23 protein-coding genes and 1 pseudogene are annotated in these 21,869 nt (G+C 38.5%); 7 read left to right on the top strand and 17 right to left on the bottom strand.

Annotated elements, in window-relative coordinates:
* Positions 1 to 7: 7 nt before the first annotated feature.
* Positions 8 to 604, bottom strand: a complete 597-nt coding sequence (locus tag J690_RS05325; protein WP_032034555.1) for an NAD(P)H-dependent oxidoreductase — start codon at positions 602 to 604, stop codon at positions 8 to 10.
* Between the two features lie 98 nt (positions 605 to 702).
* Between J690_RS05325 and J690_RS05320 the strand changes: the two genes are divergently transcribed.
* Positions 703 to 1,614 carry a LysR family transcriptional regulator gene (locus tag J690_RS05320; RefSeq protein WP_032034554.1) on the top strand — a complete coding sequence of 304 codons (912 nt, stop codon included), beginning with the start codon at positions 703 to 705 and terminating at the stop codon, positions 1,612 to 1,614.
* A gap of 57 nt (positions 1,615 to 1,671) precedes the next feature.
* On the opposite strand, the gene J690_RS05315 is transcribed toward J690_RS05320, so the two are convergent.
* The 10 genes from J690_RS05315 to J690_RS05275 all read right to left on the bottom strand — a co-directional run bounded on the left by J690_RS05315 (position 1,672) and on the right by J690_RS05275 (position 11,400).
* Positions 1,672 to 2,055: a carboxymuconolactone decarboxylase family protein gene (locus J690_RS05315; protein ID WP_000064100.1), complete on the bottom strand. Its 384-nt coding sequence runs from the start codon at positions 2,053 to 2,055 to the stop codon at positions 1,672 to 1,674.
* Positions 2,052 to 3,509 carry an NAD-dependent succinate-semialdehyde dehydrogenase gene (locus J690_RS05310; RefSeq protein WP_032034553.1) on the bottom strand — a complete coding sequence of 486 codons (1,458 nt, stop codon included), beginning with the start codon at positions 3,507 to 3,509 and terminating at the stop codon, positions 2,052 to 2,054. The genes J690_RS05315 and J690_RS05310 overlap by 4 nt, the downstream gene beginning before the upstream one ends.
* Positions 3,510 to 3,647: 138 nt before the next feature.
* On the bottom strand, positions 3,648 to 4,817 hold the full coding sequence (locus J690_RS05305; protein WP_032034552.1) for a hypothetical protein: 1,170 nt from the start codon (positions 4,815 to 4,817) through the stop codon (positions 3,648 to 3,650).
* A gap of 25 nt (positions 4,818 to 4,842) precedes the next feature.
* Positions 4,843 to 6,249, bottom strand: coding sequence for a purine-cytosine permease family protein (locus tag J690_RS05300; protein WP_032034549.1), 1,407 nt, complete (start codon positions 6,247 to 6,249; stop codon positions 4,843 to 4,845).
* A gap of 38 nt (positions 6,250 to 6,287) precedes the next feature.
* Positions 6,288 to 6,431: a hypothetical protein gene (locus J690_RS23590; protein ID WP_080759758.1), complete on the bottom strand. Its 144-nt coding sequence runs from the start codon at positions 6,429 to 6,431 to the stop codon at positions 6,288 to 6,290.
* A gap of 122 nt (positions 6,432 to 6,553) precedes the next feature.
* Positions 6,554 to 8,023, bottom strand: coding sequence for a (Z)-2-((N-methylformamido)methylene)-5-hydroxybutyrolactone dehydrogenase (tgnC, locus tag J690_RS05295; protein ID WP_032034547.1), 1,470 nt, complete (start codon positions 8,021 to 8,023; stop codon positions 6,554 to 6,556).
* Positions 8,024 to 8,034: 11 nt separating this feature from the next.
* On the bottom strand, positions 8,035 to 9,072 hold the full coding sequence (gene tgnB / locus J690_RS05290; protein WP_017385538.1) for a flavin-dependent trigonelline monooxygenase oxygenase component: 1,038 nt from the start codon (positions 9,070 to 9,072) through the stop codon (positions 8,035 to 8,037).
* A 2-nt stretch (positions 9,073 to 9,074) separates the two neighbouring features.
* The gene (gene tgnA / locus J690_RS05285; protein ID WP_014206412.1) at positions 9,075 to 10,007 is read right to left on the bottom strand and encodes a flavin-dependent trigonelline monooxygenase reductase component; all 933 of its coding nucleotides are present in this window, start codon (positions 10,005 to 10,007) and stop codon (positions 9,075 to 9,077) included.
* Positions 10,008 to 10,037: 30 nt separating this feature from the next.
* Positions 10,038 to 10,829 (bottom strand): alpha/beta fold hydrolase, encoded by a 792-nt coding sequence (locus tag J690_RS05280; RefSeq protein ID WP_032034545.1) that lies wholly within the window; start codon positions 10,827 to 10,829, stop codon positions 10,038 to 10,040.
* Positions 10,798 to 11,400 (bottom strand): amino acid synthesis family protein, encoded by a 603-nt coding sequence (locus J690_RS05275; RefSeq protein WP_000420415.1) that lies wholly within the window; start codon positions 11,398 to 11,400, stop codon positions 10,798 to 10,800. The genes J690_RS05280 and J690_RS05275 overlap by 32 nt, the downstream gene beginning before the upstream one ends.
* Before the next feature lie 152 nt (positions 11,401 to 11,552).
* On the opposite strand from J690_RS05275, the gene J690_RS05270 reads away from it, so the two are divergent.
* Both J690_RS05270 and J690_RS05265 read left to right on the top strand, forming a co-directional pair.
* On the top strand, positions 11,553 to 12,215 hold the full coding sequence (locus tag J690_RS05270; protein ID WP_032034542.1) for a GntR family transcriptional regulator: 663 nt from the start codon (positions 11,553 to 11,555) through the stop codon (positions 12,213 to 12,215).
* Between the two features lie 62 nt (positions 12,216 to 12,277).
* Positions 12,278 to 12,562: a DUF1330 domain-containing protein gene (locus J690_RS05265; protein ID WP_001277474.1), complete on the top strand. Its 285-nt coding sequence runs from the start codon at positions 12,278 to 12,280 to the stop codon at positions 12,560 to 12,562.
* A gap of 67 nt (positions 12,563 to 12,629) precedes the next feature.
* Here J690_RS05265 and J690_RS05260 read toward each other — a convergent pair whose 3' ends face one another.
* The 3 genes from J690_RS05260 to J690_RS0103960 all read right to left on the bottom strand — a co-directional run bounded on the left by J690_RS05260 (position 12,630) and on the right by J690_RS0103960 (position 16,160).
* Positions 12,630 to 13,274, bottom strand: coding sequence for a glutathione S-transferase family protein (locus tag J690_RS05260; RefSeq protein WP_032034538.1), 645 nt, complete (start codon positions 13,272 to 13,274; stop codon positions 12,630 to 12,632).
* A gap of 226 nt (positions 13,275 to 13,500) precedes the next feature.
* A complete protein-coding gene (locus J690_RS05255; RefSeq protein ID WP_032034537.1) occupies positions 13,501 to 14,049 on the bottom strand; it encodes a TetR/AcrR family transcriptional regulator in 549 nt (182 codons plus the stop codon).
* 662 nt (positions 14,050 to 14,711) lie between these two features.
* Positions 14,712 to 16,160, bottom strand: a complete 1,449-nt coding sequence (locus tag J690_RS0103960) for a PIN-like domain-containing protein (RefSeq protein WP_050688031.1) — start codon at positions 16,158 to 16,160, stop codon at positions 14,712 to 14,714.
* Positions 16,161 to 16,408: 248 nt separating this feature from the next.
* Here J690_RS0103960 and J690_RS05250 point away from each other — a divergent pair, with 248 nt between their 5' ends.
* From J690_RS05250 to J690_RS05240, 4 genes and pseudogenes are all read left to right on the top strand, one after another.
* Positions 16,409 to 16,882 (top strand): histidine phosphatase family protein, encoded by a 474-nt coding sequence (locus J690_RS05250; protein WP_228132991.1) that lies wholly within the window; start codon positions 16,409 to 16,411, stop codon positions 16,880 to 16,882.
* A gap of 420 nt (positions 16,883 to 17,302) precedes the next feature.
* Positions 17,303 to 17,755, top strand: a complete 453-nt coding sequence (locus J690_RS05245; protein WP_155762586.1) for a PAAR domain-containing protein — start codon at positions 17,303 to 17,305, stop codon at positions 17,753 to 17,755.
* Positions 17,748 to 18,044: pseudogene (locus tag J690_RS0103955) on the top strand (PAAR domain-containing protein); the annotation flags it as partial. The gene J690_RS05245 and the pseudogene J690_RS0103955, both read left to right, overlap by 8 nt.
* A gap of 1,151 nt (positions 18,045 to 19,195) precedes the next feature.
* Positions 19,196 to 19,630, top strand: coding sequence for a hypothetical protein (locus tag J690_RS05240; protein ID WP_032034527.1), 435 nt, complete (start codon positions 19,196 to 19,198; stop codon positions 19,628 to 19,630).
* A 189-nt stretch (positions 19,631 to 19,819) separates the two neighbouring features.
* Here the strand turns inward: J690_RS05240 and J690_RS05235 are convergent, their stop codons facing one another.
* From J690_RS05235 to paaX, 3 genes are all read right to left on the bottom strand, one after another.
* Positions 19,820 to 20,203 (bottom strand): PaaI family thioesterase, encoded by a 384-nt coding sequence (locus J690_RS05235; protein ID WP_032034525.1) that lies wholly within the window; start codon positions 20,201 to 20,203, stop codon positions 19,820 to 19,822.
* 77 nt (positions 20,204 to 20,280) lie between these two features.
* Positions 20,281 to 20,886, bottom strand: a complete 606-nt coding sequence (locus tag J690_RS05230; protein WP_032034523.1) for a DapH/DapD/GlmU-related protein — start codon at positions 20,884 to 20,886, stop codon at positions 20,281 to 20,283.
* A complete protein-coding gene (gene paaX / locus J690_RS05225; RefSeq protein WP_081404535.1) occupies positions 20,873 to 21,838 on the bottom strand; it encodes a phenylacetic acid degradation operon negative regulatory protein PaaX in 966 nt (321 codons plus the stop codon). Before paaX ends, J690_RS05230 begins: the two co-directional genes overlap by 14 nt.
* Positions 21,839 to 21,869: the final 31 nt, after the last annotated feature.

The raw sequence follows: 21,869 nt of genomic DNA, 5'->3' as shown, positions 1-21,869 counted from the left end.
CATGATTTTAAAGGGTGAATTCTTTAACTTGCTGGTTTGCGAGGTCTAATGCATTGCTGCGATAAGCTTGCATGTCTAAACCTTCCGCATAGACGAAATCGACGTCATGAATGCCCATTAGCCCTAACACTGCTTTGAGATAAGGCGTGACTGCCTCAGTTTCTTGGCCAACATGCATACCACCCCGACTACTTACCACCACGGCCTTTACTCCTTCCACCAAACCTTGAGGATAGGTTTCGGTATAGCGGAATGTTTGTCTTGCGCGTGCCACTAAATCAAACCAGTTTTTGAGTTGAGTCGGTACATTTAAATTATACATCGGTGCGCCTATCACCAATAAATCGGCACTTTTTAATTCAGCAATTAATTCGTCCGACAAAGCAACGATTTGTTGAATGTCTTGATTTACATTTTCAGCCCCACGCAGCGCCTGAAAAATTGCCAGATCTAATACAGGCAGGTTCATTTCAGCTAAATTACGCATGGTGATGTCATCTTGCAAACCTTGGTCTTTTCGATGTTCAAGCATGACATCGATTAGGCGATTGGTTTGTGAACCCTCACCCATAATGCTGGATTTTAATACCAATATTTTAGCCATGACCATCTCCACTTTTTTGATGAAGCCATATTAACTCCACAATAAATTCAACAGTGGTGATATTATTTCTTATCATTGGTTCCTTTTAGGCAACAATCATGCAACATGAGCTAAGTGCAATATCTATATTTGTGACTGTGGTTGAAGCTGGAAGTTTTGTAAAAGCTGCCGAGCAATTGCATTTAACTCGCTCAGCCATTAGTAAAAATATTGCTCGGCTTGAAGAACAGCTTGGCGTTGCTTTATTTAAAAGAACAACACGTTCACTCAGCATGACTGACGAAGGTGCTTTGTTTTATGAGCATAGCCGCCGAGCGTTAAGTGAAATACAAAATGCGGCGGCGTTATTAGACCAAGGCAAAATTAACGCAACAGGCCGATTAAGAATGTCTGTGCCAGTGCTGTTCGGGCAACTCTTTGCTGCTCCGCTCATGGTTAAATTTGCTCAGCAACATGCGGACTTACAGCTAGAAATTTCATTTAATGATCGAAATGTAGACTTGGTCGAAGAAGGTTTTGATTTATGCATCCGCATCGGAGCGTTACCTGACACCACTCAGCTCGTTGCCAAACCGATTGGTGAACATCGAATGCTACTTTGTGCCTCACCTGACTATTTGAATAAAGCAGGTCCTCTACAAAATATTGAAGACTTAGACCATCACGCCACGATTGCCGATCCGCATTTTGGTCAAATGCAAAAATGGCGACTTCAAAAGGAAAATGACGAGCCTTTATTTATAAAACCCAAAGCAAAACTTCTTTTAAATGACTTACAAGCTATTAAAAATGCAGCGCTTGCTGGAGCTGGTATCGCTTGGCTACCCGACTGGCTCATTCAAAATGAATTACAGGAAGGTAAGCTGGTACAAGTGTTAGAAACCATGTCGAGCATTGCTTTTCCGATTCATCTGGTATGGCCTACGCTGCCTTTTATGCCACTCAAAACCCGCCTTGCAATTGATTATTTGGCGCAGCATTTACCACCTGAGCTGAACAAACAAGCTTAAAATAAATAAGGCCTTGCCCACTTGAACAAGGCTTTTTTAATTATTCAAAGGCAACGTTTATTGCTCAGATTCAAATTCTTTAATTGCCTCTTTAGCAATACGAAAGCTATCTACAGCAGCAGGCACGCCACAGTAAATTGCAACCTGTAAAAGCACTTCACGAATTTTCTCTTTAGGTACACCATTTCGAAGTGCACCTTTAACATGTAGTTTTAATTCATGCGGACGATTTAAAGCTGAAATCATTGCCAAATTAATTAAACTACGCTCAGGCTTACTTAATTCTTCACGCCCCCAAACAGCTCCCCAGCAATATTCAGTGACTAACTCTTGAAGAGGAAGATTAAATTCATCGGCATTGTTGATTGAATTATTTACATATTCTTCACCAAGAACTTGTTTGCGGATTGCTAAACCCTTTTCAAATTTTTCATTACTCATATATTCAATCCTCCAAACAAGGTGTATTTAATTTCCAGATAATCTTCAATACCGTATTTAGAACCTTCACGTCCCAAACCAGACTGTTTAATTCCACCAAAAGGCGCAACTTCATTTGAAATAAGGCCTTTATTAATTCCGACCATGCCATACTCAAGCTGTTCACTCATTCGCCAAGCACGGCCTAAATCTTTGGTATAACAATATGCGGCTAAACCAAATTCAGTTGCGTTGGCCATTTCAACAGCTTGTTGCTCGGTTTCAAATTTAAACACGGCTGCTAGTGGACCAAACGTTTCTTGAGTTGCCACATCCATATCAGCGGTAACATCTGCAATCAGTGTCGGTTCAAAAAACAATTCACCCGCTTTATGCTTTTTACCACCAACCACAAGACGACCATTTTTATCTAATGCATCTTGAATATGAGTTTCAACTTTTTTCACCGCATTGGCATTAATTAATGGCCCAATGTCATGCCCTGCTTCTAATCCATTACCAATATTAAAGTTTTGAATTTTTTGGCTTAAGGCAGCAATAAATTTTTCATAAATGCCTGCCTGCACTAAAAATCGATTGACGCACACACAGGTTTGCCCTGCATTTCTAAATTTAGCAATGAGTGCTCCCTCAATTGCTGCATCTAAATCGGCATCATCAAATACAATAAACGGCGCATTGCCACCCAACTCTAAGGAAACTTTTTTTAAGGTTTTTGCTGAACGCTCAAGCAGCATTTTGCCGACTGGTGTTGACCCAGTAAAAGTAAACTTGCGTACGACATCACTTTCAAAAATCGCATCACCAATATGAGCTGCATCGCCTGTAATCACACTAAAAATTTCAGCAGGTACACCCGCTTGCACAGCTAAGTCCACTAAAGCCAAAGCAGTAAAAGGTGTTTCAGGTGCCGGTTTTACAATACAAGGACAACCTGCCGCCAAGGCTGGAGCAACCTTACGCGTAATCATGGCAGCGGGAAAATTCCACGGCGTAATGGCTGCAACGACACCAATAGGCTGTTTATTTACGACAATACGAGCATCGGGATATGGACTCGGAATAATATCGCCATACACTCGTTTTGCTTCTTCGGCAAACCATTCAATAAAACTGGCAGCATATAAAATTTCACCTTTGGCTTCAGCTAAAGGCTTTCCTTGCTCACTCGTCAAAATAAAAGCCAAGTCATCTGCATTTGAAATGATTAAATCGAACCATTTTTTTAAAATAATTGATCGATCTTTTGCTGTTTTATTTTTCCATAGCGGCCAAGCTTCTTTTGCAGCTTCAATGGCACGTTCAGCTTCAGCTTTGCCCATATTAGGGACAGTACCAATAATCTCTAATGTCGCCGGATTTAAAATTTCGGATGTTTGTTGATGGTCTGCATCGCACCACTTTCCAGCAACAAAAGCTTGCTGACGAAATAAAGCGAGTTTATTAAGCTGCATGATCATTATCCTGTTGAGATCTTCTGCATTGATAGTAGAGCGATAGATAAATTAAATAGCTCACCATCAACTTTGTATTATGGCATACCAAAAATTAATTTAAAAAAATTTTCGGTATGCCCGAATGTTTAAATGTTTTTAGAAATAATAAAACAGCGTTAAGTTAAGCAACTTATTCCACTGGTTATCATCCCCTTGTGCCAATGAATCTTGAGTTCCCCCAATAAATGGGTCATTTTTACTCATGATGTATTCAGCCACCAAAGACAGCTGTTTATGGTCAATAGACACACCAATAATATTACGGATTGAATCTTTCATATTGTCCTGATCTTTGTCGTACTGACTGTACATAAAGTACGGCGTAATGTTTCCGATCTGCTTAACATTTTTGAAAGAGTAGCCTACATCTGCGGTATAGAACGTTCCTTTATTCGCGACATAATATTCAGTGTCGTAGGAACCCATAAGTGACTGATTAGGGTTGAGCTGATCCTGATTAGTTACATCATTTTTACCACCTGTAAGGGTCACATTAAAATTGCCATAATTGGCTTTACCAAAAAGTGCCCATGCATGACGACGCCCATCACTCGAAGCGGCTTTATTTTCAATATCCGATGTCCAATATGAACCACCGAGCTGTGTGGTTAAACCATTAATTCCAAGATTTACATCTTGAGTCACTCGGCCTACCCACATGTTCTTTTCTTGCAAATCGATTTTATTCAGATCGTCTGAACTCACATAGTTTGCAGTGTAGCGACCTGAATCTTGGGTAGAACCTGTGTAGTTTCCACCATCTACTGCAAAGTAAGCCACATCAAACTTAGTTGCTGTCCGCAATTCAAAGTGATAATTCAAACCAAGATTATGAACATCTTCTAAACCTGCTGTTGTGCTCATACTTCCATATAGGCTATTACCCCAAAAACGTCCCGGTCCAAATGGAATCGGCTGAACACCTGCCACCACCTGATCTGTTTTATTTAATTTGTACCCTACATAACCATCAACCAACGTAGAAAAATCACATAGACGGTCATATTGATAACAACGATATTCTGCATGACCAAATAACGGTCCACGCTCGTAGTCCAGTTTTAACTGCGCAGCATCAAAACGAATTTTTTGATCAGAAGCAGACTCTCCATAGTGTTTATCTTGATAGTTAGCGCGAACATAGCCCGATACGGTGAGCTTGCCGTATTCACCATCAGTATCTCCAAAACTTACACCTGCGTAACTTGGATAGATTACAGCCATCAATGCTGTGCTTAGAGCCGCTTGTAAGTAGCTTTTTTTCATTGTGGGATTCCTTTCACTACAATGCTTATTGAGGTAATTTTGCGTTTAATGCAGGTGCAGAACATTTAATCTTTCCTAGATTAAAGACGTAATACACCACCAGACTCACCACTAATCCAATCACCCATGAAATATCCGCATCCGGAATTACATCGGCCAGAGCACCTGTGAAAAACGCATTTTTTAAGAACGGAATTTGTACCGCAATCCCAATGAAATAAGCCGTAAGCGCTTTTGCATTAAATTTGCCGTAAATACCACCATCACGTGCAAAGATAGATTGAATGTCATAAGACTTTTTATTCACGACATAGAAATCTAGTAAATTAATAGACACCCATGGCACCAAAATAAATAACAGAGCAAAAATCACATTCAAGAAGAAACTAATAAAGTTACTTGATGCCCAAAGTGCCGTTAAAGTCGCTAGAACTAATACAATGATTGATAACACGACTCGGATATTTCGGCTTGGCATCCACTGCCCTGCAAAAGTCTGAATAGAGGGAATACAAGACAGAACCGCACCGTATAGGTTCATGGCATTGTGACCAATGATATTGCATAAGAACAAAATCATAAGGACATAACCGAATAACCCAGTACCTGTCTTTACCGCTTCCATTGCATCTGCCGTTGAGCCAATACTGACCGCAATCGTCCCAAATGCCATCGCAAAAATAGTTCCTAACGATGCGCCCAAATAGGTAAAGATAAATGGCTTATAAATACCAATCGACTTCGGTAAATATCGTGAATAGTCTGAGGTATAAGGCGAGAAACTAATTTGCCATACCGCACACAAACCAAACATGGCAAACCAGCCTTTCATATTGAAAGAACCTTTGGCGAGTACATCTGCATTAATATGCGGCACCATAATCATGAGGCCGATGAGCAACGAACCACCCATAAACCAAGTTCCAATTTTATTGAACTTATGGATAAAGTGGTAACCGATCACGCCTATGGTGGTTGCTGCAATTGCGCCAATCACGGTCGCGGTCGGCACAGGAATGGCAGGAACAACGGTATGCAGGGTTTTACCTGACAAAATAATGTTAGAGATGAAAAATCCTAAATAAATGAGGGTCGTGAACAGTACAACCAGCAATGCTCCATAACGCCCAAACTGCGCACGGCTCTGAATCATTTGAGGAATGCCGACCTGCGGACCTTGTGCAGAGGTTAAGGCCAGAATCGCTGCACCAAAAAAATGTCCGCAGCAGATCGCAAGCAATGCACTTACGATATTGAGGTTAAAAGTTAAAATTGACATTGCACCCGTAATGACGGCAAGCGGTGCAATATTGGTACAAAACCATAATGTGAATAGATCGCGAACTTTTCCATTACGTTCAGAGGGAGCAACATAATCAATGGAATGACTTTCGATAGCGAAAGCATTATTGCTATTTTCGTTTTGGCTCATATCCTTAATCTCTCTTTGAGGAATTCATTTCCTCAACATCAAAAAATCTGCCCAGCCAAAGTCATTTCTATATGACTCGGCTTCATCTTTTTATTTCCTGTTACAAACAGCTCATAACTCTGTTTGTGTTGTTTTAGCCAAGAAAAAGGTAAAGCCAGTCCGATCAATACTTGATTAAGCATCGATACATCTAGTTTTACGTTTTCAACTATTTAAAGCTTTAGGCGATTGATAAGTTTGACTGATTCATTTTTTCATCCTTGAAATTAAAATCCCGATATATTTTCATGCCTCAAGTCATGATTTATCTCATGACAAATGGGTCATCAATTGGCTCATCTGAGGTACGTAACCAAACTGTTTTGGTGGTGGTGTAATCTAAAACAGCATTTGCGCCACCTTCCCGACCATGTCCTGAAAGCCCATGTCCACCAAAAGGTGCAAGTGGAGAAACAGCGCGGTAAGTGTTTAGCCAAACAATTCCCGACCCAATCACTTTCATCATGCGATGAGCACGGCTTAAATTGGTGGTAAAAACGCCTGCTGCCAACCCATAAGGCGTACTATTGGCTTTTTGTACGGCTTCCGCTTCATCTTTGAAACTATCTACTGATAACACCGGACCAAATAATTCCGTTGTAATGCAATCTGCTTGAGGTGCATCAGTACAATCTAAAATGGTCGGTGGATAGTAATAACCTGCTTGCTCAAGGCTTTTACCACCAGTAAGAAGTTTTGCACCTTGCTGGATTGAACTTGCAACGACTTGCTCGATTTTTTGGCGTTGGCGTAAAGTACAAAGTGGTCCAAACTCGGTTGCCATCTCATGAGGTAAACCAATTTTTATGGTTTGTACACGCTCAACCAAACGCTGAACAAATTCATCTTTAATGCTTTCTTCAACAAGTAAGCGCGAACCTGCCACACAACTCTGACCAGTAGCAGCAAAAATAGCAGCGACCTGAGCATTTACCGCACTTTGAATATCTGCATCAGCGAATACAATAAATGGTGATTTGCCACCTAATTCAAGTGAAACTTTTGCAAGATTTTCAGCCGAGTTACGCACAATGTGCCGTGCGGTTTCTGGACCACCTGTAAACGCAACATGAGCAACATCAGGATGACTACTCAACACGGCGCCACATTCAGGCCCGAAACCAGTAATCACATTGACCACTCCAGCTGGAAACCCCGCCTCATGGACCAATTTAGCAAAGGCTAATAATGGCCCAGGGCCGTCTTCAGAGGCTTTTAGCACGACGGTACAACCTGCCGCTAAAGCTGGGCCAACCTTTACTGCCGATAAAAACAACTGACTATTCCAAGGGACAATTGCAGCAACCACACCTACTGGTTCACGAACAATCCATGCTTGCATGTCTGCCTTATCAATCGGTAGAAAACTGCCCTCTAATTTGTCGGCAATACCTGCATAGTAGCGATAATATTCAGCGACATAGGCAATCTGGCTCGATGTTTCACGAATAATTTTGCCCGTGTCACTGGTTTCAATTTGGGCAAGTTGCGGTGCAGCTTTTTCAATTAGATCAGCCAGTTTATAGAGCAATTTACCGCGCTGTGAGGCAGTTAAACCTGCCCAAGCCGGTGCTTTTAAAGCCTGAGATGCCGCCTGAACTGCCCGATTGACTTCATCGGTTCGAGCTTCCGGCATGTGTGCCCAGACTTCACCCGTTGCAGGATTAATACTTTCAAAAGTCGCTGCACCAGATTCAAACTGACCATTAATATAAAGCTGAAAGTCTGCTGTCATGATATTCGCCTCTATGCAAATGCCGGCATAACTTCATTGATCATACGTTCTAATGATGCTTTTTTACGTTCAAAGCTCATGCCCGTATCAATCCAGAAAGAATATTCGTTATAGCCCATTGCTTCATAAGCTTTTAAGCGGTCAATCACTTCTTGGGCCTGTCCAATCACGTTATTTTTGCGCATCGCTTCTGGTGTATAAAAAGGATGTGCAGCAATTTCTTCAGGGCTTAAAGGTGCAATTAAACCTTGATTAATTTCGCGCTCATTTTTAAACCAAGCGCCGAAATAGTTGTAGAAGGTATTAATTTCATCTGCGGCAAGTTGAGCATCTTCTTCACTATCTGCCACATAGGTATGGCGGAGCAACATAATTTCTGGACGCTGAACTTCATTGAACTTTTTACAAGCTGCATTGAAATGCTCCATGAGCTTTTCAACTTCTTCATCACCTAAATGCAAAGGCGTTACCTGTACATTACAGCCATTTTGTACAGCAAATTCGTGGCTATTAGGATCACGGGCTGCAACCCAAATTGGTGGATGCGGTTGTTGAAGCGGTTGAGGTGCTGAAGTGGTTTTTGGAAACTGCCAAAATTCCCCGTTATGCTCATAATCGCCTTTCCAAAGGTTTTTAATTGCGGGAATCATTTCACGTAAACGCTGACCTGCACTCCATGCATCCATGCCAGGAACCATACGTTCATACTCAAACGAATAAGCACCGCGAGCAATACCAATATCTAAACGGCCATTGGTAATAATGTCGGTCATTGCAGCTTCACCTGCAAGTTTAATCGGATGCCAGAACGGCGCTACCACCGTACCCGTACCTAAACGAACATTTTTGGTTTTATTGGCTAAATCGACCAGATTTAAAAATGGGTTTGGTGCAATGGTAAAGTTCATGGCATGGTGTTCGCCTGTCCAAACTGCATGCATACCGCCACGGTCTGCAATTTGACAAAGCTCAATCATTTCATCATAAAGCTGCTTCTGGGTTTGCTGATCAGAAACACGTTCCATATGCACAAATAATGAAAAACGCATGATTAAACTTCCTCTTTAACGATTTGACGAACTGTACCTGTTGTCTGATTTCCGTAATAAACACCATAAGTTTTCAAATGGTTTTCTTTGCGATAGCGCATCAGCATACTTTCTAAAGCACTGTCTACAAACTCAAGTTTTTCAAGGTCATTTAAATCGACAAACTGACCTTTGGTGGCTTGAGCTACGGGTGTGTTGCATAAAAATGAAATATATTGCTGCTGGTTTTCAACGTTTTCATATACAGAGTAAATGAAGTTGGCAGAAGCATCTGGCTGATATTGTGCAAAGATTTTCTCAAGCGCTTTATCTGCACCGTCTTTATCTACCATGACATGTGGAATAGTCCATTTATGATCGGCAGTTTCTTCAAGCAAAATGGTATTTTCATGTCCAATAATGGCACTCATTACCACTTTAGGACCAGAGATAACCTCGGCAGAAAGTTTGGCTGGTGTGAAGTATCCACCACGATAATAACCAAGACCTGCAAAACCGGTTGAAGCAAAATCTTCAACTTTACCAATTAAAATGGCATGGTCGCCTGCATCGACAACTTGGTAGGTTGTACAGTCAAACCATGCACTGACATGATCGATCAGCGGATTTTGGCAAGTGCTTTTTGACCATGAAATATTTGCAAAACGGTCTTCGCTTGGACGAGCAAAAGTATTTGAAACATCCTTTTGCTCTTCTGCCAAAATATTGATTGCAAAATGTGTGGCATTTGCAAAGTTATGATAATTGCTTGATGTCTTGGCAATACTCACTAGAAGTAAAGCTGGGTCCAAAGACACCGAAGCAAAAGAGTTCGCTGTAAAGCCAAGTGGCGTTCCATCTTCTTTACAGGTTGTGACCACGGTAACGCCTGTCATAAATGACCCGAAAGCATCACGTAGTTCACGCATTTTATTGATAGTATCCATTTCACTCATTGTTATATTCCTTCAGCAATGTGTGGCAAATTAAACGCTGGTTTCCAACCACGCTTGCATTGCATTATTCACTTTGTCAGGTGCAGTTAAGTTCACCATGTGACGTTCATTTTCAATGACTATTGCAGTGCCATGCTTTGCCTGATTCGCCATTTGCAAAGCCATTTCTGCAGTTGAGTTCGGATCATCTGTTCCGGTCAATACCAAAGCAGGACAAGTGATCTTTGACCAGTCATCTGCATAGGTTTCATCGCCTTGCGCAAAAGCAGAATATGCAGTGGTATAGCCAGACAAGTCGACATTTTCGAGCCAAGTTTTTACTTTGGCTGCTGCTATACGCTCGACTTCACTTTCGCCAAACCAGCGCTGTAGCGGAGTCTCGACATCAATACGGCCTGTTTTTAACTCTTCAGCTCTTTGGATGACTGCATTACGTGCCTGTGTTGTACGTTTATATACTCCATTGAGCACCGCCATACGTTTAACCAAATCAGGTCGGGTAACGCTGACACCTGTCGTAATCAGTGATCCCATTGAATGTCCCGCTAAATTTACAGGTCCTAAATTTAAGGCTGTAATAAATTCGATGGTCCATTCAACAAAATCTTGTAATTTTGCTTCTGCCGGTAATTTGGTGCTTTGACCATGTCCCGGCATATCCACTGAAATTACATGATAATGGTTAGAAAAATATTCAATTTGTGGATACCATGCCGCAGCTTGCATTCCCACTCCATGGATCAGAACCAGAGGCTCTCCTTCGCCTTGCTCAAAATAGTGAGCAATACGGTTATTTGACAGCTGCAGGGTTTTTGACATCATGACCTAACTCTTCCAAATCTTTATAACGATCACCAATACGGTGATGTGGTCGACCACCTGTTGCTGCACCAATCACAACAACCAGCTCATCGGCAGCAGGTGCATCTGGAATTGCAAATTGCAATGTTAAGTAATGAGAACGACGGCCTTCGTCATTTTTATCCATCATTGGAATTAAAATCGGCGCATTTGCTGGGCCACGGGTATTATTAAATGCCAAATAAGATTTCGCCCCGACAGCACTACGGTAAGTATTACCAAAATGTAAGGTGTGGATTAAAGCTGATGCATGCTCAAGTTCACCATTTAAGCCCACCACTGCACTTTTGCCAAAAGCTTCAACGGCTTCACCAGAACCCACTTCATCAAGAATAAGCTTGGTTAAATGCTCGCTTAAGATTGGCGCGATACGACGAATTTCCGGTGTTAGGTTTTCTACATAACCTTGCCCTGCCCACGGGTTTTTAATGACCGCTGCGGCTGCCACCATTTTTAAAGGCTTTGCTGCTTCTTTACCGCCATCTACATAAGTGGTTTCTACATGAAGCACTGTTTTACGTATGAGTTCCATTGCTCTTCCTTGCAAGTAAATTATCTTGTCATTCGTATTATGGTATACCATAATACACACTGAAAAAAAAGCAAGAGTTTGCTATGCTAATTTTTATTGAAAAACATGTGATGAAACTCAACATGTTAAAAAACAGGAAAATTTAATTATTTATGAATCTTAAAATTGAAAACCCGCCCGTAACTTTACGAGAGCTGTGTTTAGATAAAGTACGTAATGCCATTATTACGGGCTATTTCCCTTCAGGAAAAAGACTAGTTGAAAGAACGTTATGTGAAGAACTTGGCGTGAGCCGTTCTGTGGTTCGCGAAGTGATTCGTTATTTGGAAGCAGAAGGTTTAGTTGAAATTTTGCCAAATAAAGGCCCTATCGTTTCGCTACTTAACTGGGATATCGCTTCACAGATTTATGAAATTCGTCTTTTATTAGAGCAAAGTGCTGTGGTTGACTGCACTAAAAACCTAGATGAAAAAACTGCTGAAAAATTAAAGCTTCTATTAGAAGATCTTAAAGCTGCATTTGCTGCCGATGACATCAATCTGATTATTGAGACCTCAACCCAGCTTTATCAAACCATCTTTACTACAGCAAAACACCATATTGCGTGGGAAGTTGTTCAACGCTTAAATGGCCGAATTAGCCGTCTTCGCGCCATGACCATGAAATCGACAAAGCGTGAAATTTCAGGTTATCAACGTATTAAAAATATGTGTGAAGCTATCTACCTTCACAAAGACCCTGAAAAGGCAAAACAAGCGGTTGCTGAACATATTGCCGAAGCTGCTGCTGTCGCAAAAAATATTTTGGATGCCTGAAATCACAAGTTTTAGGAAAAGGTAAATAAACCTTTATTGAATGAATTATAGGGAAATACGATATGTCTGCTTACTGGATTGCTCATGTCACCATTCATGATATGGAACAATATAAACAATATATGACCACCGCTCCGCAAGCTTTTCAAAAGTATGGCGCCAAGTTCCTTGCGCGTGGCGGTGCCTCAGAAGTTTTAGAAGGACAAGAGTTTGAACGTCACGTGGTGATTGAATTTCCAGATATGGAAACTGCACGTGAATGTTATTTTTCACCTGAATATCAGCTTGCAAAAAGTAAACGCCAAGGCTGCTGTGATGTTATGGTGAGTTTTGTTGAAGGGATCTAAATTGCTGAATTGATTTCTCTGCTTGAGAAATCAATTCTATTTTTAAGTGCTTAAGGCCATTTCGTTTTTAGGCATTGGTTTGGTGATGAAGATTTTGTTCTATAGACATGGCTTTTTGCCAGCTTTCTAGGTTTTCGAGACCTTTTACATATTGCTCAATATTGAGATATTTTGACCGAATATTTAAAGAATTAATTAGACCATAGACTACGAAACCAATCATAAAATCGGCACCCGTTAAGTAATCGCCTACTAAGAATTTTTTGCCTACTAACTGTTGATCTAAATATGAAAATACTTTATCCAACTCAGTCTGCGCATATTGATCTAAGAACTTTAATTGAGTGCCATTTTTTAACTCAATCGAATTAAAAATATTTAATAAATATGGAACCATAGCCGAACTTTCTGAAAAATGAACCCATTGTAAATAATCAAGATAACTGTCTGAATCTTTCGCGGGCATCAGTTGAGGAGCAAACTTTTCAATCAAAATTTCTACAATGGCACCTGATTCAGCAATTACTTTTCCATTAAGCTCAATCACAGGTGATTTTCCTAAAGGATGTATGTTTTTTAATTCTTGAGGTGCAAGATTTGTAGTTTTATCTCGGAAATAACTTTTTAATTCATACGGTTGATTAATTTCTTCAAGTAACCACAGAATGCGAAATGAGCGTGAAGCATTTAAATGATGAAGAATAATAGACATTAATTTTCTCTTTTAAACTAGAAGGTCAACAAAGTAAGGCCTAACTATATAGCTTGATAGACGACCGGTCTAATATTATTTGTTATCAGCCACGCATTTGTCTGATTAAGCAATAAACTAAATGTCTTAAAAGTATAAAAACCACATCCGTAGATATGGTGTCAAACTGGCTTTTAATTTTATCGATTGCCTAGCGCATTCTGCGGCATCAAATTACATCACCTACCTAAACTGCAAAAAAACAATCTAGTACCTTTTCCCGCTCGATTGCCCCATCTGAGCTTAAAAGCTGAATGATTGCGCCTTCAATCATATATAAAAATAGTTTTGCGTCCTGAAAAGTCGTATCGGTTTTTAGTTTTATAAGCTGGCTATAAATTTCATTCAGTAGCCATGTGCGATATCTTACTGCGGTGATATAGGCTTTTGGATAGCTCAGTTTCGTTTCGAACATGGCTTTAAATAATAGGTAGTACATTCCCTCTACATCGGTATGTAAGAAATAAAGCTGTTTGAGTTTATCAGCCGCGTTTGTGTCTTGGGCATACTCAACAATTGAGACCACTTTTTCTTTTAAACGTTCTTTCTGCACGATCAAACAGATTTCAATAAACCGCTCTTTTGAATGAAAAAAGTTATAAAAAGTCGCTTTGGTAATTTCGCATTCTTTGACGATTCGATCTACCCCAACGGTATGAAAGCCACGATGGTGAAATAAATCAATCGACTTGTTGATGACTTGTATGGCACGGGAAGAAAGCACTAACTTTGGCATAATTTTACCGTTATAAATTCTTGTTGTTTGTAAATGAGATAAAAAAGCCTGTGCCCTTTCTGGGAGAAAAAAAGGCACAGCAAAGCCGTAAAGACTGTGCTTGGCACATCTCAAGTTTTGTTGTTGCTAAGTTTTAAATAAAAATGACTTTAAGCCTGAAAACCTTAGGGCGTTCAAGCTGCTTTAATTTTTAAGCTGTGTCGTTATAGCTTTTGGCATTGAGAGCCAAGAAATAATGGATGTGCAAAGCCAACTCCTTTTTATTGAGAGTTCTGCCGACATGAATAGAAATTATGGTGGCAGAACGAGAAAGGGTTCGCGGACTGGTACAACAACCAGCACACCCGAAGGTGTCCCTCTCCCGTCCTACCGCTACGGGAGGAGACGAGGAGATGCTCACACAAAATTATCCCTCAGAAAGGAATAATTCTGATGCTGTTGTAATCGGTCCGCGACGACCGTCTGGCAATGTAGGCCAGCAGGCAAAGAATAGTGCCCAACCCTATTGCAGTCAAGCATGCAAAATGCCATTTGTTTTAAATTAAATCATTAGAAAAGTAAGGCTAAATAATGAGTGGGTTATTGTTAAGTGGGGGTTGTAGAGGGGGATAAAAAAACAGCCTTGAGAGGCTGTTTTGGAGAGAGCTTTAGATAACCCAAAACTATTCTTCATCTAAATCTTGTTCATCGAAAAATTTTTCATCATAACTTCTTTGGGCTTTAATCTGATCTTCAAATGCTTGCTGAGCTGCAATATGATCTCTTAGTGCTTCATATTCTTTTCCAATCATTTGTTGAGCTGCAACATGCCCTTTCAATGCTTCATGTGCTTTTAACTGGCTTCCAACCATTCTCTGAGCTGCAATATAATTTCTCAATGCTTCATATTCTTTTCCAATCATTTGTTGAGCTGCAACATGGCCTCTCATCAATGTTTCATGTTCTTTTAACTGGCTTCCAACCATTTGCTGAGCTGCAATATGATCTCTCAATGCTTCATATTCTCTTCCGACAACTCTTTGAGCTGCAACATGGTCTCTTAATGCCTCTTGAGCTTTAAGTTGTTCTATATTCATGCGTTGAATTCTTAAATGCTCGTCATACATTCTTTTCTCTTCTTCCAAAGAAAGTTTAATACTCTTTAATGTATCTAATTCAATTTTTATATCTAAATAGTCATTTGTTTTTTGCATAAACTCTTCTATTTGATAGATTAAAAAATTTTCAACAGAAGCTTCCTTATTAAGTTCTCTTTTTAATTCAGGTCTTGCACCTAAAATTTTAGTGCCTTCAAATTCTTCTATACTTCGCCAGTCTTCTTTTACATCTTCTGAAACAAAAATAATATTTTTAATATTTCTTTCCTTAGAAAATTCAATTATTTGTTTAAAAATAATTAGATCCCCAAATTTTCTTTTATAATTCAATCCATCAAAGAAAAATTCTTCCTCTTCTTTTGAAATATCTTTATAACCAGGAGGGATACCATTCTCATAACGTTGCTCTCCCTCTTTATATAAATTCTCTAATTTTTCCTGTGTATCAAATGTATTAGAACCCACTTTTTTTTCATCAAATAATTTATCGATTTCTTTTCGAATAAAATCATCGGAATTTATAAAAATTCTATCTTTATCTAAGGCTTTAACTTCATCTTTAATTTCTTTAAGATGAAATTTTAAAGTACTGTCTAACTCTTTAAACAATTTACTTATTTCAGATAAAGTTGTATCTAGCTTTTCTTGAACTGGCTGATAATTCTTTTTTAATGAGAAAACATTTGATATTGTACTAAAAGGTTTTTTATCAAATTTTATTGTATCTATTAGTTTATCAATCTCTTTATTTAAGTCATTGAAGGAATTCCTTCTTTTTTTTATAACATTTAGTCTGTTTTTTTGAAACTCTAACCCAACATGGAAAGGAATCCATATGCGGCTTTCTATCTTAGATAAAATTTTAAAAAAATCTTGACGACCCTCTGGTTGAAAGGAATATAAACTTAATAAAACATTAGTATCAAAAATGAAAACTGTCTCAGGATCTTCCCAAATATTTTTCAATTCAGTGTTTTCAGTTGGATGATAAAAACAAGAAAATTTATTTTGCATGGGTATCATGAATAAAATTATAATTCCTTAATTATAACTATTAATTAAACAAAAAATCAGAGTTTTTCAAACCATTAGTCTTTAAGATTAAAAAATATTTTTTAAATAATTAATACACTTCCTTTCCTATTAATTCTCTACTTTTTATTGTTTTTGTTTTTAGTTTATATTGCACACTCTATAAGCGAAAAATTCCAGACACCCCCTTTGATAAGCTCTATCAATATAAAGAATTCAACGGAATCAATATGAGTATTTTTCTGATCAGACATGCTGAAAGTGAAGCCAATATTAATGGAAAAACCCTTTCACATGCTTCAATTGCTTTAAGTGAAAATGGACATAAACAAGCCCAAGAACTCTGTTTAAAACTGCCTAAAATTGATCATGTGATTGTTTCTCAATATTTCCGTACACATCAAACCGCTGCCCCACTACTAGAAAAATATAATCTCACTTTTGAAGTAGATGAACATTTGCATGAGTTTAACTATTTGTCTGAGCGTAAGTGTGCCAATACCAATATGGATGACCGTAAAGCTTGGGTAAATGCATATTGGGAGAAAATGGATTATCAGCACAAAGATGCCGATGATGCCGAATCTTTTGAAGATCTGTATTTTCGAGTTCAAGCTTTCCATGAGAAGTTAAAGGTATTGACTGAAACTTATGCCAAAAGAATTTGGCTGTGTTTAGTCATGGACAGTTTTTACAGCTTTTGATGATGCAAATACAACAACCTCAACCAATTTCAAAAGATTTAATGCGGCAATTTAGATACAATCTGGTCTATCAGCCAATTAGAAATACTCAGGTTTTTACTTATTGAACAGATAAGTTTCATATAAGCTCTATTCAGTCTTTTATAAAAACGTTAAAGAACAAAAACTATATGTAAATTTTGAAAACTTAGGGTCAAGAAAATTATTTAATCAAGCAAAAAAAGAATATTTCGATTCGAACCTAAATATGTTTCTTAGAAAAGTAAATAATTAATACAACCACACAAGCCCCCCCTAAACATATAGGTTCGTGACTCTTCAATCATATGAATTCTTTGAATTTACAAAAAAATAGACAGATCTGTATATTTTTATTTGTTATTATTCAATCTACTTATGAAAATAAAAAGGGCTTATAGTTTGGCTACACCAAAGTTTTTAAATGAATTACCTGTAGAGCAATTATTCAAATTATCTGAAGAAGAGATTACTCAAGCTATAGAGGCAGAACAGCTTTATTATCATAACAAACCACACACTGTGTATTATCTTGCTATGAATGGTTCAAAAACGCGAAATGGTGGCTTAGTTAGAGCTTTAAATGCTAACTATAATATTGGTGGTATTACTATTGCCTCTATAGGCGATGAAGCTATATATACCGATGGAACCACTTCTAAAATTATTTCAGGTGCAGGTGTTTCCTGCATTGTTAATGGAAAGTCAGTAGCTTTAGTAGGAAGCCGCTTGGAAAATGGCGATGAAATTATTGATAGTCCCAATACTTCAGTTGCTATCCGAATTTTTCAAGATCAACCAACTCCTAAAAACTTTTTAAACCATGATGACTCTCGAGGATTCAAACATGGCTAAAGGTTTTGCTATTCACAATGCTATTACTGATCATGGCGGAATTATTCCATCAACTCAATCTAGAAGTTCACAGCTAGGTAATTTATTCGTTAGAGCTGGCGATGGGCATATGTGCCCTAAATGTAAGTGTTGGTCTACAGTGGTTAAAAGTCATGATCATGTGATTATGGATGGCAAACCAGTAGCTTATGCTGGGGATAAGGTAACATGCGGTGCAACTATTCTACCTCAACAAAGTCATGTTGTTGGTGAAAGTGGTAGTGGAAGCTCAAGTACCACAAATTCTAGTTTTCAGCCCACCAATACTCAACAGAAAAACAATTTTATGGATGATGCAATAAAGAAAAATAAAATTGTTTTAAAAGATGTAATGGTTAAACCATTTATACCTTTAGGAGCACCTAAGCCAGATGGTTCTCCAAGTAATAGCAATTTAATTTTCTCTGGTTCAACTATTAATGCAATATTTGAAGCTATCGTCTTAGAAGTTAAAAAAGATGGAAAATTTATAGAAGTAAAAAGAATCGAGGGGGCATTTCAAGGTACTAAAGAATTTAAAATCCAATGGGATGGATTCATTCAGGACATATATGATAGTAAATTCATGACAGGCTCAAGTGGTGTCATGTTTAGAGTTAAAGGTATTAATGGGGGTAGTGCTATAGCCTTAGATGAAAAAACTTTTAATTTTAAATATTTTAATAAAGACTGGATGGATGTTGTAATTAATAGAAAAAAATTAAAAGTAGATATTACCCTTAGAGTTAATTTTGTTGATGGTGGTGCTAAAGGTCTTTATAACGGACACTTGGTCCCAGCAAGTCAAATAAAAATACGTCGAGTGCAACCTTATTCAACACAAACTAAGGATTTTTCACAACTTCTACAATTATCAATTGATGGAATTAATTATTATTGGAGTAGAAATCAATTCCATGCAACGGGTAAAAATATTTCTTTAGATGGCAAAAACTATGAAGTTTTTGTAAAAGCAAAAATCTCTAAAGTAAATGCTATGCCAGAAATGAAATTAACATATGTCACCAATGTTGATCCAAATGACCCAATGTTTAGAAGTTCAAATTCAGCCCTATCAAGAAAAACAGCATATATAACTGGATATTTATATTTTGATAGAACAACGTGGGGATTCTATCCAGAAACGGTATCGGACAAATCATTTAAAGAAACAATAGCTCATGAAACAGGCCATGCTATTGTAGAAGCTTATGGAGGAGTCATGGATTCTATAACGCATCATGGTTCATCAGAGATTTGGCAAGTTCCAAAATCTGGGACAAGCTATCCTACATCAGGAGAAATAGATTTGATGAAATATGCCAAAGGTAATTTAACAGCAATTCCAAATTGGGATAAAAATATGGTTGCAAATAAAAAAGATGTAACTGGGCTTTTATTTATTTCAGGAATCTCAAAACAATGAAAAAAATAATAACACTGCTACTCTTTTTTTGTATGACAGTAACTCTTTCAGCTTGCTCGCAGAAAGAAATTTATCTTACTCCAGAAGTGACAGGCTATATTTATAATAATGCTACGAAAGAACCTTTAAGACAACAAAAAGGCTTTATTGGATTCAATGGCTTAACTCCAAATGATGCTCCCGAGCTTGTTTTAAATAAAGATGGTAGTTTCACATTAAAACCTATTGCAAAAAAATATTACCTTTTTAAACCAGACATGCATGAGTACTCTAACATGGCTGCTTTAATTTATATTAGTTTTGATGGGTTTAAGGTAAAGGATATAGACTATTCTGAGGAGAAATATAAAAGAATAAAAGCTGATGAAGGTGAATCCAGACCTTATAAAAAAGTTAATTTAGGTGTTGTTTATCTAGACCCTGAAAAATAAAGCCCCTTCACGACTCATTATGTATAAGAGGTGAGTAGCTAATGTAGTCTAACTAAAGCACACCCTTTTCAATAAACCAAAGCTAAGTACGATAACTATGACTTAGCTTTGGAACATAACCAGCCTATTCAACGCTTTTATTAATTTAAATAATTTCTGCTCTGAGTCTCCTCGCCCCATAAATACATATCACGGCGCAAGTCTGTAACACGTAGATGTAAACAACGCGACTCTATTATTCAAACCGTCTGTTATTAGAACTTCATAATGCGCGAATTTTTTACTACTTCCGACCTTGGTTGCAGTTGCAAATAACACCTTATCTTTCGCACCGCTCATATAGCGAATATCAGCCTGTAGGCCAGTATATGGCGCATCCCCTGCATTACAAGCCATCGCAAAAGCGATATCGGCTAAAGAAAATATGACTCCACCATGCACGCCGCCCAAGGCATTCATGTGCTCGCCTTTCACATTAAGCTTGCAACGTGCTTCATCAAAACTGCGATGTAGCACTTGTACACCCAATAACTCCGCGAATTGATCAACCGCTGTAGTTTCCATATTTTGCACAAACGTCTCCCTACTCGTGCGAGTATTCCCTAAATGTTATGAATCTATCTGTATTGAAATCGACTGATTAAAAGCCGTTAAACACTATCTTGTTTAATCTGATAGTTTGAAGAACTAAAGTCCTTATAGGTCAGGCGGTCATCCACCTCTGATGTTAAAGGCTGAACTTCTTGCATTGAGTTTAAGCAGCGCTGTGCAAGCTCAATGTATTCTTGCGTGCCTCTGGTTTTCCACTTTTTTTCTTGTTCTGATAAATCACGTGCAACCTTGGCAGGACTACCCATTACCAATACATTTGCTGGAATAACATCTTTGGTTTTGACCAGACTATTTGCCCCAATAATGGTGTTTTCACCAATTTCAGCATAGTCCAAAATCACGCTGTTCATGCCAACCAAAACATTTTTTCCAATGCGGCAACCATGCAAAATTGCCCCATGCCCAATGTGCCCCATTTCCTCAACTAAAGTCACGCTTTGCGGAAAGCCATGTACGGTGCAGCTATCTTGTATATTGGCATTTTGCTTAATGTGAATACGACCAAAATCGGCACGCAATGAAGCAAATGGCCCTACATATACACCCGCTTCAATAATCACATCACCAATTAAAACAGCGGTTGGGTGTACAAAAGCCTCTGGGCTAACGACTGGAATAACACCGTCAATACTATAACAAGGCATGATTTAACCTCTCATTTGTCGCCACCAAACCTCCGAAACGGCGCCAATAATGTGCTGTGGCATTTGGCATTGGTCCTTCTGCTGTTGCGGCAACAGACAAGAAGTATTCATCGGCAGGGTCAAATACTTTTTTATAAATATTCATTGATAAAGTTCGTGCACTAATCGCAGGCCAGTCTGTTGGCAATAACTCAAGCGGTAGTGCTGGGTCTTTCAACAAAATCCGTCGATAATAATGAATCAGCAAAGTTCGAATCTGAAAGGCCTGAACAGGTTCGAGTTGTTCGTTTTCCTGCATCAGCAACACGCCAATTTCTCTAAAAATATCGAGAAACTGTAGATATCTTTGGCGTAATTCATCGATGGGCCAGTTGGTTCTGAGCATACGACCAATAGTATCGACCGAATTATTAAAAAGCTGCAATGTTTCGGCTTTAAACACCACCACCTGCTCACTCATATTTAAGTCAACCAACAAGCGTTGCAGTTCAATACGGTTACAACCCGGATAAGCCATTAAGTTTGTCGAAATATTGGCAAATCCTAACCATTCGAGTTCTTTCTTTAACAACGCTTTATTTTCAGTGTCGAGGCTAGACATCAGAATAAGATCCCAATAATGGTCCCACTCTTTCATCTGGTCGTTGTAAATGCGTTGCTCGGCTTGCAAATAAGTCGAACGGCTCGAATCGGTAATTCGATAAAAACTGGTTCTGCCGATTTTGTCTGAACATAACCAATCATTTTTAACTAAACGAAAAACAGAGGTTCTTACAGCGCGATCATTAAAACCAAATAGCTCTAATAACTGAATCAGGCTTGCAAGACTAATGTTTCCACCCCGATGAAGTACTGAATCTCCAAAAATTGTCGAAATAAGCGAAGTTCCACTTAAGGTTTCATTCTTTACAACAGAATCAATTATTTGCTGTATTTTTGCACTCATACTCATGTCTTGGCGTTTAGTTTCAGGGTATAGATTC

It is taken from the genome of Acinetobacter sp. 742879 (genome assembly GCF_000588535.1).
Taxonomy (GTDB): domain Bacteria; phylum Pseudomonadota; class Gammaproteobacteria; order Pseudomonadales; family Moraxellaceae; genus Acinetobacter; species Acinetobacter pittii.
This window is presented reverse-complemented; position numbering and strand designations above follow the sequence as displayed.